The organism is Paramicrobacterium chengjingii (genome assembly GCF_011751765.2).
GTDB lineage: Bacteria > Actinomycetota > Actinomycetes > Actinomycetales > Microbacteriaceae > Paramicrobacterium > Paramicrobacterium chengjingii.
The window spans coordinates 720,680-735,525 of sequence record NZ_CP061169.1; the positions used below are offsets into that span (position 1 = coordinate 720,680).

A 14,846-nucleotide genomic window follows, 5' to 3' on the forward strand; every position below is an offset into this window, starting at 1 on the left:
GAACCGCCGATGGTGCGGCTGTTGAGGCATCACAATTGAAAGGAATCATCGAATGGACCAGTCCGCAGAAGGCGTGACGCGACGGCTCACATTTGCGATTGCGCGTTCAGCAGTGAGTATCGGGATCGCCGCTGCGGTTGTCGGACAGCTGGCAACCAGCATCGGGTTCTGGCGGACGCGCGGAGACGAGCGGATCGATCTGGATGTTGCCAACTTTCTCAGTTTCTTCACGATTCAATCCAATGTTCTCGCGGCCGTGGTGCTCATGGTTGGGGCAGTATTCATCGTGCGGAACCGGCGTCCACGTTGGTTTCTGTATTTTCGGGCCTCTGCGGCCACATACATGGTCACGACGGGAATCGTCTACAATCTTCTCCTTCGAGGTATAGAACTGCCTCAGGGCTCGACGGTGGGGTGGTCGAACGAGATTCTGCACCTCATCGCGCCGTTGTATCTGCTTCTCGACTGGATCTTTGCGCCGGATGGCCGTGCCGTTCGGTGGAAAGGCGTCGGAATCATCGTTGTCTATCCGATCGTGTGGGCGGCGTACACATTGGTGCGCGGCCCCCTCATTCTCGATCAAGGGACCGGCGCGACGTTCTGGTACCCGTACCCGTTTCTGAACCCAAACGGCCCGGGCGGATATGGCACCGTGGCGATCTACGTTGTCGCGATCGCTGTCGCTATTCTGCTGGTGGCGAGCGGCGTGATCTGGTTTTCTCGACGGTTCTTCGATTCTGAGCCGCATCGTGAGAGCGACCGAGCTCCTGATGAGGTACGCCCTTCACGATGATTGCGATGTCTCGAACTATTCCGTGAGCGGCGAATTCGCGCTACGTTGTTGACTACGGATGGTGCCGTCGCTCCCACGCGCAGGCACCCCAAGGATGCGAAGAGGACCATTCGATGAAAGAACTTCGGCTCAAACGCGTCCCCGTCGTTCTGGGTGCGCTCATCGGTCTATCGGTTTTGCCACTTACTTCAGTGCCCGCGAGTGCGGCGCCTTCGGATGGCTACGCAACGTGGGGTGTCGAGGGGGCGAGTGGATCGTTCACCGGCACTGTCGGGTTTCCGGAGGGATTTCCCCAGGCGACGTTTGAGAGTGACTCGCTGGCTTCAGCGACGATGGTTCCGAGCGGTTCATCGACGTGGATTCCCGACAGCACGACATTCGGCGCGGAATTCGGCTCGAGTCGGGACAAGCCTTACATCAGCTTGCGTCCGGCGGCGAACCGTGCGGGTGCACCGTCGACAACGACATACTCGTTTGACACTCCGACCCCGGCTGAGGGTTGGGGCTTCAGCTTGGGTGACATCGATGCCGAGATTATTACCGTGACGGCGACCGATGCGACAGGAGCTCCGGTTTCGGCCGAGAACCTCAACCTGGTCGAGGCATTCAACTACTGCGGTCAGACGGGTAGCCCGTCGTGTGTGTCACCGCCGCCCGCATTTGGTGTGCCTGATATCTCTCAGACAGCGACGTCCTACACCATGCAGAACCTCGACTGCCCGCAGGCGCAAGACGAGTGTGACACGGCGGGTGCGTCTGCGTGGTTCATGCCGTCTGTTCCGCTCGCCTCACTGACAGTAACTGCCGAGTGGAAATCTGGTTTTCCTACCTACCAGACTTGGTTTGCGACAGTAACGCGCGCAGTCTCCGGTTCGGTTGTCGCTGACTGCGTTCAGAATGGCCCCGTCGACGTGCAACTTCTGGATGCAGAAGGCAGTGTCGTCGCGTCGACCGGCGTCGAAAGCGACGGAAGCTTCGGTTTCCCTCAGGTAGCCGCGCGTTCTGACTATGCGGTTCGTGTCGACCCTGACAGCCTTATACCGGGTTCAACGTCACCGCCCGTTCCCGTCGATGTCAGTGAGACGGACGTCACCGAGGCACTGCTGAACATCAGCAGTTCATTCACCGTCAGTGGCACGGTGGCGGGCGAACCCTCGGCTGAGGCTCTGAACGTAAGCCTGACCTCGGCGGAGGGAGATGAACCAGCCATCGAGACCGTGACAAATGCGTCGGGCCAGTTCAGCTTCGCCGACGTCGCAAGAGGCGATTACGAGCTTCGCGTAACGCCTCCGGCGAATGCTGCGGTTTCACCGGAGACCCAGCTGGTGACGGTCAACTGTGCAGCGCCGTCGCCGATCGCCTTCCATCTCACCGACACAACGCCAACTGACCCCACGGATCCGACCGATCCGCCCGGAGTCACAGATCCAACCGATGGCTCCTCCACGCCGAGGGAGCCGAACTCGTCCGATCAGGAAATACTCCCTGTGACGGGCGTGGAATCCACGACGGTGCACGGTCTTCTCACGGCCGCCGTGCTCTCGATCTGTCTTGGCGGTGTCGGTTCACTCGCTTCAGCCGTTCGCTCCCGTCGTCGCAGCCGATAGCTTTACGTACGATGCCCTCGCCAGCTGGGCTGGCAAGGGCATTGTAACGTCGAGGTCGGCGCTATTCGTCGCCGATCTTTTCATCTGCGGCGTTTCGTGCGTCATCGATCTTGGAGTCGAACTTCCCACCCGTGACCTTGTTTGCTGCATCGGCTACACCGTCGAGCAGCTTGTCGCTGATTCCTTCAGCCTGTTCGCTATTCAGAGCCTCTTTGACTTTATTGTCGTTGAGAAACTCTTTGGCCTTATTCGTAATGTCGTCTAGCCCCACAACATCCTCCTTGTTCGAGGGCGCCACGTGCGCCAAGCCATACGCTACTCGTGATCGCATTTTCGCACCATCATTGTGCTGCTGACCGTTTCTAGAACGATGGATTCACGACCTGCAGTCGTCTCGAGTGTTCAGTCGTCGAGGAGAAGATTCGGCGAGCAAAGGCAGAGACGCACGGCTCCGGCGAACGTGTCGAGGGGCGGTTAGACTCGGCCGGGTGACTACCAACGTGATTACCGAACTTCTCAACGCCACACGATTGAACGGGCTCACGGCCACACGCGGTGGCCGCCTCATTGGGGCGGTCTCCACTCTGGGCGCCCAGAGTAACGCCTACGTGTCGAGTCTTGTCGAACTCACCGATGCCGGGGCGGTGCCGCTCACGCGCGGTGAGGCGTCAGCATCCTCGCCAACGATCACCGACGACGGGCACGTGCTGTTCGTCTCGAAGCGCATCGGTGAGGACGGCTCCGAGGCTCGGGACGGCTCAGTGTGGAGCCTCCCGCTGCGCGGAGAAGCACGTCAGCTTGCGTCTCGGCCCGGAGGGTTCGGCGCGTTGCGTGCGGCAGGCCGAATCGTCGTCGCCGAGCTTGCCGTGCACTCGCAGGCGGCGACGGAGAAGGAACATGCCGACCTGTCGAAGAAGCGCAGCGAGGCGAAGGTCTCGGCAGCTCTGCACTCCGGGTTTCCGACGCGATACTGGGACAGTGATCTTGGTCCCACGCGAAGCGTGCTTGCCGTGTCCACGCTTCCCACGGATCTCGATGCGGCGACCGAACGCCCTGCCCCGAAGCCGGATTCCGACGACGAGCCTGTGCCGCAGCTACTCGAGTTCACGTATGCACGAATGCCTTACGGGCGCCTCACCGACTGGACGCTCGCCGAAGACGGGACGTTCGCACTTGCGACGATGCAGATCAGCGTCCCCTCGAAGCTCATGGCTGTGCAGGTGTGGCGCATCGATCTGCGTGGCGGCGAGCCGAGCCTTCTGATCGACGCAGACCCCGACGGTGTCGACGAGGCCGAGGCAGGACCCATTTCGCCCGATGGAACGCGCGCCGTGATCGGGCGCTTTACGAACTGGACGGCCAGGCAGAGCCTCAGTGCTCGCCTTCAGCTGCTCAACCTGACCACGGGAGATGTCTCGGAGCTCTGGCCGGAACACGACTTTTGGGCTGCCCCGGTGTGGCTCGACGATGCGACGATCGCAGCGGTGAGTGACGACACCGGTCGCGGGTCGGTGTGGATCGGCGGGCTGAACGATGCCCAGCCGCGCAGGCTGGCCGGCGGCCCTGCGCAGAAGCGCGCGTTCACCGGACTCGCGGTGCAGGGCGACCGCCTCGTCGCTGTTGCCTCAGCAGTCGACGTCGCCCCGCATCCCGTGGCCATTGACCCGGTAACAGGCGCGGTGACCGATCTGCCGAACCCGGCGCACGCGCTCGACGCTCCGGGAGAGCTGCGCGAGATCACCGCAACGGCGGAAGACGGAACGACAGTGCGCGCCTGGTTGCGCGTGCCGAGCGGCGAGGGGCCGCATCCGCTTGTCGTCTTCGCACACGGCGGTCCGTGGGGCTCGTGGAACGCCTGGACGTACCGTTGGAACCCCAACCCATTCGTCGCCGCCGGCTATGCCGTGCTGCTTCCCGACCCGGCGATCTCCACCGGGTACGGGCAGCACATGATCGACCGCGGCCAGCAGCAGCTCGGCGGAGTGCCCTTCACCGACATCATGGCGCTCACGGACGCTGCGATTGCACGTGACGACATCGATTGCGATCGCACGGCACTCGCGGGCGGAAGCTACGGCGGGTACATGGCGAACTGGGTGGCAGGACACACGGCGACGCGGTTTCGCTGCATCGTCACGCATGCGTCGCTCTGGAACACCGAATCGATGGGATCGACGACGGACAACGATGGCTGGGACGAGCCGATGCGGGTGCAGAACGAGCAGTATTCGCCGCACCGTTTTGTCGAGGACATCCAGGTGCCGATGCTCGTCATCCACGGTGACCGCGATTATCGCGTGCCGATCGCGCAGGGGCAGCAGCTCTGGTACGACTTGTTGAGCAGGTCGGCGACGCCGCGAGACGCCGACGGGCTCACGCAGCACCGTTACCTGTATTTCCACGACGAAGGGCATTGGATTCTCGGGCGAGGCAACGCACAGGTCTGGTACGAGACACTCCTCGGTTTTCTCGACACTCATGTTCGTTCGGGTGTGAGCGAGCGCCCAGCAACGTTGGGCTGATTCGTTAAACTGAAGGCATGACCGTCACCAGTACTGCTCTCCGTGACCGTGTCGCGTCGCCAGAGCTCGAGCTCCCGCAGCATCCCGATATCGCTCGGTGGAAGCCGGCGACCCTCGACGACCTCGACGCCATGATGGTGTTGATGGATGCCGCTGATCGCGTCGATCATCCGGCATCAACCACAACCCGCGCGCAGGTGGAGAACGCGTTGAAGTCGTCGGAGCTCATCATGGCCACAGACACGCTTGTGGGCGAGAGTGCCTCGGGCGTGCTCATCGCCGCGGGAGTCGTCGCCGAGGCGCAGGCGAAGTCGACGCGAGTGCAGGTGTACCTCGAGGGCACAGTTCACCCAACATGGCGAGGCCGCGGCATCGGGCGACAGCTGCTTGCGTGGCAGCGCGACCGTGCTCTGCAGCTGCTGTCGGCGTCGCCGCACGCTCTTCCCGGCTGGATCATGGTTGACCAGGAGCACGGCAACATAGCGGGCCAGCATCTCAGCGAGCGCGCTGGATTCACGCTCACGCGCTACTTCACCGAGATGGAGCGGCGACTGTCTGACGCCGTCGAGATTATCGAGCCGATGGCCGACGTGCGCATCGTCCCCCTTGACGACGAGCTCGTCGAATCGTCGCGACGTGCGCGCAACGACGCATTCCGCGATCACTGGGGCAGCCAGCCGACGACGCAAGAGCGCTGGGAGCACATGACGTCGTCACCGGAGTTTCGCAAAGACCTCAGCCGCGTTGCGGTCGAGAAGACGGATGCCGGGGAGCGTCGTGTCGTCGCGTTTGCCCTCGTCTCCGTGAACAAGCGTGACTGGGAGGCTGCGGGGTACTCCAAGGCATACATCGAGTACATCGGTGTGGTGCGCGACCATCGCGGCGAGAAGCTCGCCCCGGCGATCATCACCGCGGCGTTGCAGAGCCTGCGCGATGCCGGCATCGAGCGTGCAACCCTCGACGTGGACTCCGAGAGCCCAACCGGTGCCAATACGCTCTACGAGCGCATGGGCTTTGTCGCCGGCGACCGCGGGTACTCGTACGTTCTCGAGGTGTAGCCGGGCGGATGCTGCTCAGCGAACGACCGGAAGGTTGTAACCGTACTGCTCCGTCACGGCGGGAGGCAGGTCGGCGAGCACCTGCAGGGAGCGCATGATTGCCTCTGCATATACGGTTCCGCCCTCGTAGCCGGGGTGGATGCGGTCGGCGGCAAGCAGCTCCGTCGCGCGCGGGTCGATGGCGTCACTCCAATCGGCGATGACCGATGTGCGACGCGCCGCTGCGAAGGAATCGAGCTCAGCGTTGACGCCCTCGATCCAGTCCCGGGGCGCATAGGCATTGACGAGAATGAGGTGCCGTTCCGGGCCGATAATCTCGACAATCTCGTCGAGAGTCGACTCGTTGACGGGGCCGTTCGTGCCGAGACCGATGATGACGGTGCTGCGCAGTCGCCCCTGCTGTTCCAGATCTTCCAGAATGCCGGGCGCGGTATACATCGATCGCGATACCGACGCGTCAATGTCAATTCCAGGCAGTGAATCTTCGAGCGCCGGTGCGGCGGCAAGCATCACCGAATCGCCGACGGCAGTGATGTTCTCACCGGTGACCGTCGATTTCGCTGGCGTCTTCGGGGGTGCAGTCTTCGTCTGTGAGGACTTCTGCGCGTTGGCGATCAGCTGCTCCACAGACGACGATTGCGGGGAAACGGCCATGGCGGTGCCCGTAGAGCCGACGAGCACGAGGGCGACAGCGACGATCCCGATAGAGACCGCGGCGCGGGGAATGCTGGTGCGCACGGCTCGAGTGAGCGCGCGTGCGCAGTCGCGAAAGCCTCGGGTGCGCACGGGCGTCTCGACAAAGCGGAATGACAGTTCTGAGGCCGCAAGAGTGATGACGATGGCGACGAGCGATGCGGTGACGGGTGGCGCCTGCGTTGCTGTCGAGCCGCTCACCGCGAGCGTCAGGGTGAAGACGGGCCAATGCCAGAGGTAGACACCGTATGAGCGGCGCCCAAGCCAGCGCAGGGCACCGGCATCAAGCCGAGAGCCCAGCACCGAGCGGGGTCTGATCGCCGCGGCGATCACGATCACTGTCAGCAGCGACGCGAGCGCGAGACCACCGCGATACGTGAAGTCGTCGCCATCTCCGAGCGAGAACGCCAGCGCCCCCACGCCGACGAGCGCGATGGTGCCGGCCACGTCGAACGTGACACGCGTTGCCCGGCCGTTCGAGCGCGGCAGTCCAGCGCCGAGACGGCCTTCGAGCAGCACGGCGAGGGCGGCGCCGATCAGTAGGCCGAATGCATGCGTGTCTGTGCCGTAGTAGACGCGAGTCGCATCGGCCCCGGGCGCGAAGAGGTGGGCCATCCAGAGCGCGGAGCCAATGGATGCCGCGACAAGCACGCCAGCGCGCAGCCACCGTGACGGCAGAAGAAGGAGGGCGAGCAGAAGCAGGGGCCAGACGATGTAGAACTGCTCCTCGACGGCGAGCGACCATAGTGTGCGAAACATTTCGGGGGAGAGCGCGTCGAAGTACGAGCCGCCTGTCGTGATCTCTACCCAGTTGTAGCTGAACGTTGCCGCACCGAGAATCTGCCTCCCGATGCGAACGAGCACGTCGCCACCGATCACAAGCGCGATCGTTGTCGATGCGGTGACGACCAGAACGAGGGCAGGAATAATTCGACGAGCGCGCCGTGTCCAGAATCCGCTGAGGCTGATGCGGCCCTGCGTGTGATGCTCTCGCATGAGCAGGCTTGTGATGAGAAATCCCGAGATGACGAAGAACACGTCAACGCCGATGAAGCCGCCGGGAAGCGCGCCGGGGAACAGATGGTAGACAAGCACCCCGGCTACGGCGAGCGCGCGCAGCCCGTCCAAGCCCGCGTAGTGAATGCGGGCGGCGGGCTGAGGGAGGGAAGAAGCTGAAGTCACCATGGAACCGATCGAGGATAACGCGGCAGAGTGAATGGCGCATGAGAGCCGCAGCCGAGATGCTCTAGCCTGATGCGATGAGCACCTGGCATCGCGGACTTCTCGACAACGTCTCGTCTCACTTTGTCGAGCAGCACCCGGCGACCACCGCATTTCTCCCGCGATCGAGGCAGAGACTCGCAGCATCCTCTCGCTGTATCGTCCGATGCCGATCACTGTCGTACCGACGCACGGCGACTGGCAGCCGCGCAACTGGCTGATCGACGACGAGTGGTTGCGCGTCATCGATTTCGGTCGCTTTGCGTTTCGTCCGCCCTCGACGGATCTGTGCCGCATCGCAATGAAGCAGTGGCGCGAGAATTCCGCTCTCGAGGCGGAGTTCGTGGCTGGCTATGGTGACGACCCGCGTGATGAGCGCATCTGGCCAATGGAGCTGCTGCGCGAAGCGATCGGAACAGCGTGCTGGGCGTTCCAGGTGGGCGATGACGAATTTGAGGCGCACGGCCACTGGCTGCTCACTGAGGCAATTGCCCGGTTCTGAGCTGACTCCTGCGGTGCATGCCCGCTGATCCCTCGTTGCTTTTATTTTATCGCAGATCGGCACGCCTCATGAGGCGCGGATTTTTGGTTCATAATCGATGATCTGTTGTTGTGGCGGATCGCGAGGGGGAGCACGATGGCCGAGATACTGAAGCTGGCGAATGTCGAACGCACAATGGTCGAAACTGTCGGTGGCAAGGGTGCTCACCTCGGTGAACTGATGAGAGTGGGCGAGGTGCACGTGCCCGATGGCTTCTGCGTGACGACCGAGGCCTACCAGCGCGTCGTCGCGGCGTCCCCTGTCGTTGCCGCGTCACTCGCCGTACTGTCGCGCTTGACCGCCGATGACCGCGGCGCGCTAGCCGAGGTCAGCGCGTCGCTGCGGCACGCGGTTGAGAGCATCGAGCTTCCGAGCGACCTCGTGACGTCGATCGCCGATGCGCACGTGGCGCTGGGCGAGGACGGAGCGTATGCCGTGCGATCCAGTGCGACGGCAGAGGATCTGCCGTCAGCATCCTTTGCCGGCCAGCAGGATTCATACCTGAACGTGATGGGGTTCGAGCGCATTCTCGATCACATCAGGCGCTGCTGGGCCTCCCTCTTCACGGAACGCGCCGTGTCATACCGGGTGGCGAACAATATCGACCACGGGACCGTCGACATGGCCGTCATCGTGCAGCGCATGGTGCCGGCGGATGCTGCAGGAGTTCTGTTCACCGCCGACCCGGTGACGTCGAATCGCACGATCGCCACAGTGGAGGCCGTCCGCGGCCTCGGAGACAGCTTCGTCTCCGGTCAAGTGCTGGCAGATTCCTACACCGTGCGTGACGGCGAGATCGTCTCGGCATCCAAGACGGCGACCGAACCCGTGCTGGCAGAGTCCCAGGTCGTTCGGCTTGTCGAGCTCGGGCGCCGAATCGAGAAGCACATGGGCGGGCCGCAAGACATCGAATGGTGCTGTGCAGATGGCACGTTCTTCATCGTTCAGAGCCGTCCGATCACGACCCTCTACCCGCTTCCGCCAGCTCCTGACGACGGCATCCACGTGTACGCGTCGGTCGGCCATCAGCAGATGATGACCGACGCGATGAAGCCGCTCGGGCTCTCAGTCTGGCAGCTGACGGCGCTGCGCACGATGGCGGAGGCAGGCAGCCGGCTGTTCGTCGACATTACGGCGATGCTCACCACTCCCGAGGGACGCACGGGTCTCACCCGTGGGCTCGGGGCATCGGAGCCGCTGATCGCCGACGCGCTGCAGACCGTGATCAATCGCGACATCGTGCCGCTGAAGCCTGGCTCCGACCCGGGACCCATGCCTCCGGGCGTCGGAGAAGCGACGGCCGAGCCGGAACCCGGAGCCGTCGAACAGCTAATCGCCACCGCAGAGCAGTCGATCGCGGCGTTTCGCCGCAACATCCGGCATGAATCGGGACCGGCCCTGTTCGACGCGATCCTGACAGACATCGGCGAGCTCCGACGCCTGGTGAGTGATCCGCAGAGCATGCAGGTGCTCATGGCGGGAATCGAAGCGTCGCGCACACTCAATGAGACGCTGAGCGATTGGCTGGGAGAGACGAACGCCGCCGATGTTCTTGCTCAGTCTGTGCCGCATAATGTGACTGCCGAGATGGGCCTCGCACTGCTGGACGTCGCCGATGCCATGCGCCCGCACGCGGATGTCGTCGCGCACCTGAACAATGTGGCCTCAGGATCCGTGACCGACGGGCGACTGCTCGACGACCTGCGAGCTCGTGCAGGGGGACCGGATGCTGCCGCTGCACTGAGCGCGTTTCTCGACGACTACGGCATGCGCTGTGTCGGCGAGATCGACGTCACGCGCGAGCGGTGGGATGAACGCCCGGAGCTTCTCGTTCCCGCGCTTGTGGCGAACATCGACAATGTCGCGCCTGGCGAAAGTGCGCGACGCTTTGAGCACGGACGGCTGCAGGCATTGGCGAAGCGCGATGAGGTGCTGATGCGGCTGAGAGAGCTTCCGGACGGCGAACGCAAAGTGGCCGAGACGGAGGATGCAATCAGGCGGCTCCGGGCGTACACGGGGTACCGCGAATATCCGAAGTACGTCATGATCAATAGATACTCCGAATACCGCAGGGCGCTGCTCGGCGAGGCGCAACGTCAGGTGCGTTCCGGACTTCTGCGACAGGCAGACGACATCTTCTTTCTGCGCTTTGACGAACTGCAGCAGGCCGTGCGCACGCAGCAGGTCGATCACGTGCTCATACACAGACGACGCGACGAGTTCGCCCGAGACGAGACGCTGACGCCGCCGCGGCTGCTCACTTCTGTGGGCGAGACGATCAGCGGTGCGTACCATCGCGATGACGTGCCGGCCGGCGCACTTCCTGGTCTCGCGGTCTCTGCGGGGACTGTTAAGGGCCGAGCTCGCGTCGTCAGTGATATTGGCGACGCTGACCTTGAGCCGGGTGACATCCTCGTGACAGCATTCACGGACCCGAGCTGGACGCCCGTGTTTCTCGGGATCGCGGGGCTGGTCACGGAGGTGGGCGGCGTGATGACTCACGGCGCGGTGATCGCTCGTGAATACGGGCTGCCTGCTGTCGTCGCGGTGGAGAATGCCACGAGGCTCATCCGTGATGGGCAGCGAATTCGGGTGAACGGCACCGATGGATTTGTCGAGCTGCTCGAGGGCACGGTGTCGATAGACTGAGCGCCGTGACCGATCAGCATCCGCTCGCCACACGATTCCGGCTCGACATCGCGTACGACGGCTCCGACTTCTCTGGGTGGGCGCGGCAACCCGGCCTGCGCACCGTGCAGGGCGTGCTGGAGGACGCCATCGCCCGACTTTTTGGTCGCCGGGGCGATGAACCCGGACTGACCGTCGCCGGGCGCACGGATGCAGGAGTTCACGCGACTGGGCAGGTAGCGCATGTGGATCTGCATGCGCGGCACGTCGAGGCACTGACGAGGCAGAAGCGTCGGGATGCTGGGACTCAGAGTTCCGGCGAGGTCTTCGCGCGCCGCATCAACGGTGTGCTCGGTCGGCGTTCTGACGTTGTGGTCACGAATGCCAGCGAGGTTCCCGATGGCTTCGACGCGCGGTTCTCGGCATCGTGGAGGCGATACTCCTATCGAATTGCCGACGCTGTGACGGGACGCAATCCGCTTGAGCGCAACACTGTGGTGTGGCATCCGGCGACCCTCGACGTTGAGGCGATGGATGCTGCCGCGCGCGAACTTGTCGGGCTCCACGACTTTGGCGCGTACTGCAAGCCGCGCGAGGGCGCTACGACGATTCGCACGCTGCAGGATTTTCGCTGGAGCCGGGACGACGCCGGCTATGTCGTCGCCGAGGTGAAGGCCGATGCCTTCTGTCACAGCATGGTTCGCTCGTTGACGGGGGCCTGCGTCTCAGTGGGCGAAGGTCGGCTCACTGCCGCTGATCTTGTGCGGTTCAGGGATGCCGGTGCACGCACGAGTGCGTTTGCTGTGATGCCGGCGCACGGCCTCATTCTTGTGCAGGTCGGCTACCCCGAAGACGATCTGCTGGCTGCGCGCGCCGAACTCACGCGCGCCAAACGCACGCTGAACTGAACTGATGTCGCTCGCTCGGGCAGCCCGGTCGTACGATTGGCGTGACTTTCCGCGCCGGGGCACGGTATCTGTGTGTTCTGTAGGCTGCGTCTCAGCTGCTGTCGGGCGGATCGGCACCGCCAGCTCGTGCGGTGCCGCGCCGGCGTCTTCTGGTGCGGCGTGTGCGGCTGACCTGGCGTGGTCGGTTGCGTCCGAGTCTGATTGGTTCGCCCGTGAGTCTCATGAACGCGGGTGGCGTCAGATACGGAATGCCGTCTTGCATGCTGATCACCCAGTTCTGGGCGTGCAGCATATGGTGGTGGGCGCTGCAGAGCAGCAGTCCATCGTCGATGTCTGTGGGCCCGCCCTGGCTCCAATGCTTCGCGTGGTGGACTTCGCACCAGTCTGCGGGCATGTCGCATTCGGGCCAGGCGCAGGTTTCGTCACGGGCGGCGATCGCCAGCTTCTGCTGCGGTGAGAAGGCACGTTGTGTGTGGCCGAGCCAGAGAGCCTCGCCGTTGTCGCCGAGAAGCATCCGCCGGTAGCCTTCGTCGCAGAGGATGCGTTCCGTGGTGATGGGACCGAGGGGCTCGTCAGCGCCGTTGGCCCAGCCCACACCGCTACCGTTTCGAAGTTCGTCAAGCGTGGTCGTCACGATCACCTCGGTCTGCGCCCGGCGGCTGCCAGCACCGGTGACCGAGGCGCGGTGGCCAGAGCCGATTAATCCGTCGACGATGTCGTGCAGCTTCTGACCTCGTGTTCGCGGGTCGAGATCGTGAGCGCCGACGCGGGCGGCATCGTTGTCGTTGATGTCGTGAGAGGCAGCCGTGTTGTCTCGTTCAGTAGCTGGCCTGAAGATGACACGGGCGCGCGGATTGGTGTGCGTGGAGACTGCTGCGTTGAGTCGTGCCGCTGCATCCGGGGTGAGGAGCCCACGAATCGGAGTCATCCCCTGATCATTGACCTGGCCGATGCGAAAGAACCGGGCCTGGCGCTGTGCCTTTTCTCTCGGCCTCGCGCCGTCGGGATCGAGTGCTTCTTTCCAGACGCGCATCTGCTGCGTGGAGTACTCCGGGGTCGACTGAGAGGCGATCCGCATCATGCCGTCCTCCGCGGCATCCAGCATCTCCGGATCGGCCGAAAGACGCACCTCTTCGAGACTCCGGATGATGGGAGTCGCGGCCTCGGCATCGATCGTTCCGGCAAACGCTGCTTCGGCAATGTGGCTCCAGCGGGGTGGCAGCGGCGCCCCGGAAACGCTCGAGTCGACGGAGATGGCGTCGCCGTAAGCAAGAGCGCGGCGGGCCGCACCGTGCGAGATGCGGGCGGTCGATTGCAGAAGCCCGATCGCATCACGTTGCCCGTTCCGGGACGCAAGCGTCTGCGCGCCATCCAACTTCACCGACCGCGTCGCGACCTCCGAAGCCACGAGAGCGAGAGCGGTCTGCTGGGCGCGCCCCAGCTCACCGAGCGCGGCGACAGTCTCGAGCAGCGCATCGTCGCTCGCTGCGGCAGCCGAGCGGGGCAGAGTTTCGAGCACCCGCGAAGCCGCCGCGGACGCGATGCCCGCTACCGCTTTGATGCTGTGCCCGATGGGTTTCTCCATGCCCGTAGTCTTCCAGGACCCACTGACATTGCATCGGCATAAACACCTGGTCACACCACTATTGTGGATAACTTGCAAAACTCTTTGCCTGTGGACGAAGAAGCAATTCGAGAGCTCGGCTCTGCTGGCAGAGCGGTCGGCCGAAAGAAGAAATGCGTCACCCACGTGGGATTGTCGGCCAGAGTGCCGATCGAGTACTCCGAGGTGAACGACGCGCGGGCATAGACGAGCAGGGGGGGGGACCCCATGCCGCCTCGACCGTGTGCATGAACGTCTGGAGTTCGGCGGCGACCTCGCGCTGCGGCGGACGCTTCTTGCAGGGCCCGATGAGTTCGAGATCGACGGCAGGAGCCAGTGCGAATTCGTCTGGACGGGCAGTGGCAAGAAAATTATCTGCCTGTTCGGAGTCCGAGGCGCACAACGTGAAGAAGTGATAGGCACCTCGCCTCAGGCCAGAGTCCGCCGCCGCATCCCAGTTCTGAGCAAAGCGAGGGTCGACGAAGCCCTTGCCCTCCGTTGCCTTGATCAGTGCCGCGCAGCCGAGAAGTACACGTTTCACGGTTGGGCGCCATCGGTCACGATCTGCAGGGTGGCGAGCTCTCGACGGCATGCTGTCACGCTAGAGGAGAGTCCAGTGCGTCTCGCTCTCGCAGCATCCGTCGACGCGAATTGACCGCGTGTCGCTGGTCACGTAATATAGCTCGTTGGTGCTGTGCCCGTTTTTTGGCACGCACCCGTAGTTGAGCCCTCCACCTGCGGAGTTCACGTCATGTGAACACCCAACGGAGCGGGATTCACGAACGTCCAACTAACGATTACGAAAGCAGCACAACTGTGACGCGCACATATTCCCCCAAGGCCAGTGAGATCCAGCGCGACTGGATCGTCATCGACGCCGAAGACGTCGTTCTCGGCCGTCTGGCAAGCCACGCAGCCGTTCTTCTTCGCGGTAAGCACAAGCCGACCTTCGTCAACCACCTCGACACGGGTGACTACGTCATCATCGTCAACGCCGCAAAGGTTTCGCTCAGCGGCGACAAGGCGCAGAAGAAGCGCGCTTACCGTCACTCGGGTTACCCGGGCGGCCTTTCATCCATGAGCTACGGCGAGCTCCTTGAGAAGAACCCCGTTCGCGCCGTCGAGAAGGCAGTTCGCGGGATGCTCCCGAAGAACTCCCTCGGTCGCGACCAGCTGGGCAAGCTCAAGGTGTACGCAGGCAGCGAGCACCCGCACGCCGCTCAGCAGCCGAAGCCGTACTCATTCGACCAGGTCGCGCAGTAAGCGCCCCAC

At 63.6% G+C, this 14,846-nt stretch carries 12 protein-coding genes; 8 read left to right on the forward strand and 4 right to left on the reverse strand.

The genetic code is table 11. The annotated features are described in order from the left end of the window. Nucleotides 1-52 precede the first annotated feature (52 nt). Both HCR76_RS03585 and HCR76_RS03590 read left to right on the forward strand, forming a co-directional pair. The gene (locus HCR76_RS03585; RefSeq protein ID WP_166988300.1) at nt 53-793 is read left to right on the forward strand and encodes a Pr6Pr family membrane protein; all 741 of its coding nucleotides are present in this window, start codon (nt 53-55) and stop codon (nt 791-793) included. A 113-nt stretch (nt 794-906) separates the two neighbouring features. After that, nucleotides 907-2,400 (forward strand): carboxypeptidase-like regulatory domain-containing protein, encoded by a 1,494-nt coding sequence (locus HCR76_RS03590; RefSeq protein WP_166988302.1) that lies wholly within the window; start codon nt 907-909, stop codon nt 2,398-2,400. Nucleotides 2,401-2,461: 61 nt separating this feature from the next. On the opposite strand, the gene HCR76_RS03595 is transcribed toward HCR76_RS03590, so the two are convergent. Beyond that, a complete protein-coding gene (locus tag HCR76_RS03595; RefSeq protein WP_166988303.1) occupies nt 2,462-2,731 on the reverse strand; it encodes an antitoxin in 270 nt (89 codons plus the stop codon). Between the two features lie 157 nt (nt 2,732-2,888). Between HCR76_RS03595 and HCR76_RS03600 the strand changes: the two genes are divergently transcribed. Continuing rightward, entirely contained in the window at nt 2,889-4,922 is a 2,034-nt protein-coding gene (locus tag HCR76_RS03600; RefSeq protein ID WP_166988305.1) for a S9 family peptidase, read from the forward strand. A gap of 17 nt (nt 4,923-4,939) precedes the next feature. Further along, entirely contained in the window at nt 4,940-5,980 is a 1,041-nt protein-coding gene (locus HCR76_RS03605) for a GNAT family N-acetyltransferase (RefSeq protein ID WP_166988307.1), read from the forward strand. 15 nt (nt 5,981-5,995) lie between these two features. On the opposite strand, the gene HCR76_RS03610 is transcribed toward HCR76_RS03605, so the two are convergent. Beyond that, nucleotides 5,996-7,858: an acyltransferase family protein gene (locus HCR76_RS03610; protein WP_166988309.1), complete on the reverse strand. Its 1,863-nt coding sequence runs from the start codon at nt 7,856-7,858 to the stop codon at nt 5,996-5,998. Nucleotides 7,859-8,018: 160 nt separating this feature from the next. On the opposite strand from HCR76_RS03610, the gene HCR76_RS03615 reads away from it, so the two are divergent. From HCR76_RS03615 to truA, 3 genes are all read left to right on the forward strand, one after another. Next, nucleotides 8,019-8,396 carry a phosphotransferase family protein gene (locus tag HCR76_RS03615; RefSeq protein WP_491562693.1) on the forward strand — a complete coding sequence of 126 codons (378 nt, stop codon included), beginning with the start codon at nt 8,019-8,021 and terminating at the stop codon, nt 8,394-8,396. A 135-nt stretch (nt 8,397-8,531) separates the two neighbouring features. Continuing rightward, nucleotides 8,532-11,084, forward strand: a complete 2,553-nt coding sequence (locus HCR76_RS03620) for a phosphoenolpyruvate synthase (RefSeq protein ID WP_166988313.1) — start codon at nt 8,532-8,534, stop codon at nt 11,082-11,084. Nucleotides 11,085-11,089: 5 nt separating this feature from the next. Continuing rightward, the gene (truA, locus tag HCR76_RS03625) at nt 11,090-11,971 is read left to right on the forward strand and encodes a tRNA pseudouridine(38-40) synthase TruA (RefSeq protein WP_166988315.1); all 882 of its coding nucleotides are present in this window, start codon (nt 11,090-11,092) and stop codon (nt 11,969-11,971) included. Between the two features lie 91 nt (nt 11,972-12,062). Here truA and HCR76_RS03630 read toward each other — a convergent pair whose 3' ends face one another. Together HCR76_RS03630 and HCR76_RS03635 are read right to left on the reverse strand one after the other, a co-directional pair. Then, entirely contained in the window at nt 12,063-13,556 is a 1,494-nt protein-coding gene (locus HCR76_RS03630; protein WP_166988317.1) for an HNH endonuclease signature motif containing protein, read from the reverse strand. 157 nt (nt 13,557-13,713) lie between these two features. Next, nucleotides 13,714-14,166: a GH25 family lysozyme gene (locus HCR76_RS03635; protein ID WP_244971474.1), complete on the reverse strand. Its 453-nt coding sequence runs from the start codon at nt 14,164-14,166 to the stop codon at nt 13,714-13,716. Between the two features lie 224 nt (nt 14,167-14,390). Here HCR76_RS03635 and rplM point away from each other — a divergent pair, with 224 nt between their 5' ends. Further along, a complete protein-coding gene (gene rplM / locus HCR76_RS03640) occupies nt 14,391-14,837 on the forward strand; it encodes a 50S ribosomal protein L13 (protein ID WP_166988319.1) in 447 nt (148 codons plus the stop codon). The last annotated feature ends 9 nt before the right edge of the window (nt 14,838-14,846 follow it).

Excerpts from the sequence above, each read along its gene's own strand:
- HCR76_RS03590 (WP_166988302.1), top strand. The coding sequence starts at position 907 with ATGAAAGAACTTCGGCTCAAACGCGTCCCCGTCGTTCTGGGTGCGCTC.
- HCR76_RS03605 (WP_166988307.1), top strand. The coding sequence starts at position 4,940 with ATGACCGTCACCAGTACTGCTCTCCGTGACCGTGTCGCGTCGCCAGAG.
- HCR76_RS03585 (WP_166988300.1), top strand. The coding sequence starts at position 53 with ATGGACCAGTCCGCAGAAGGCGTGACGCGACGGCTCACATTTGCGATT.
- HCR76_RS03610 (WP_166988309.1), bottom strand. The coding sequence starts at position 7,858 with ATGGTGACTTCAGCTTCTTCCCTCCCTCAGCCCGCCGCCCGCATTCAC.
- HCR76_RS03595 (WP_166988303.1), bottom strand. The coding sequence starts at position 2,731 with ATGCGATCACGAGTAGCGTATGGCTTGGCGCACGTGGCGCCCTCGAAC.
- HCR76_RS03630 (WP_166988317.1), bottom strand. The coding sequence starts at position 13,556 with ATGGAGAAACCCATCGGGCACAGCATCAAAGCGGTAGCGGGCATCGCG.
- HCR76_RS03635 (WP_244971474.1), bottom strand. The coding sequence starts at position 14,166 with ATGCCGTCGAGAGCTCGCCACCCTGCAGATCGTGACCGATGGCGCCCA.
- HCR76_RS03620 (WP_166988313.1), top strand. The coding sequence starts at position 8,532 with ATGGCCGAGATACTGAAGCTGGCGAATGTCGAACGCACAATGGTCGAA.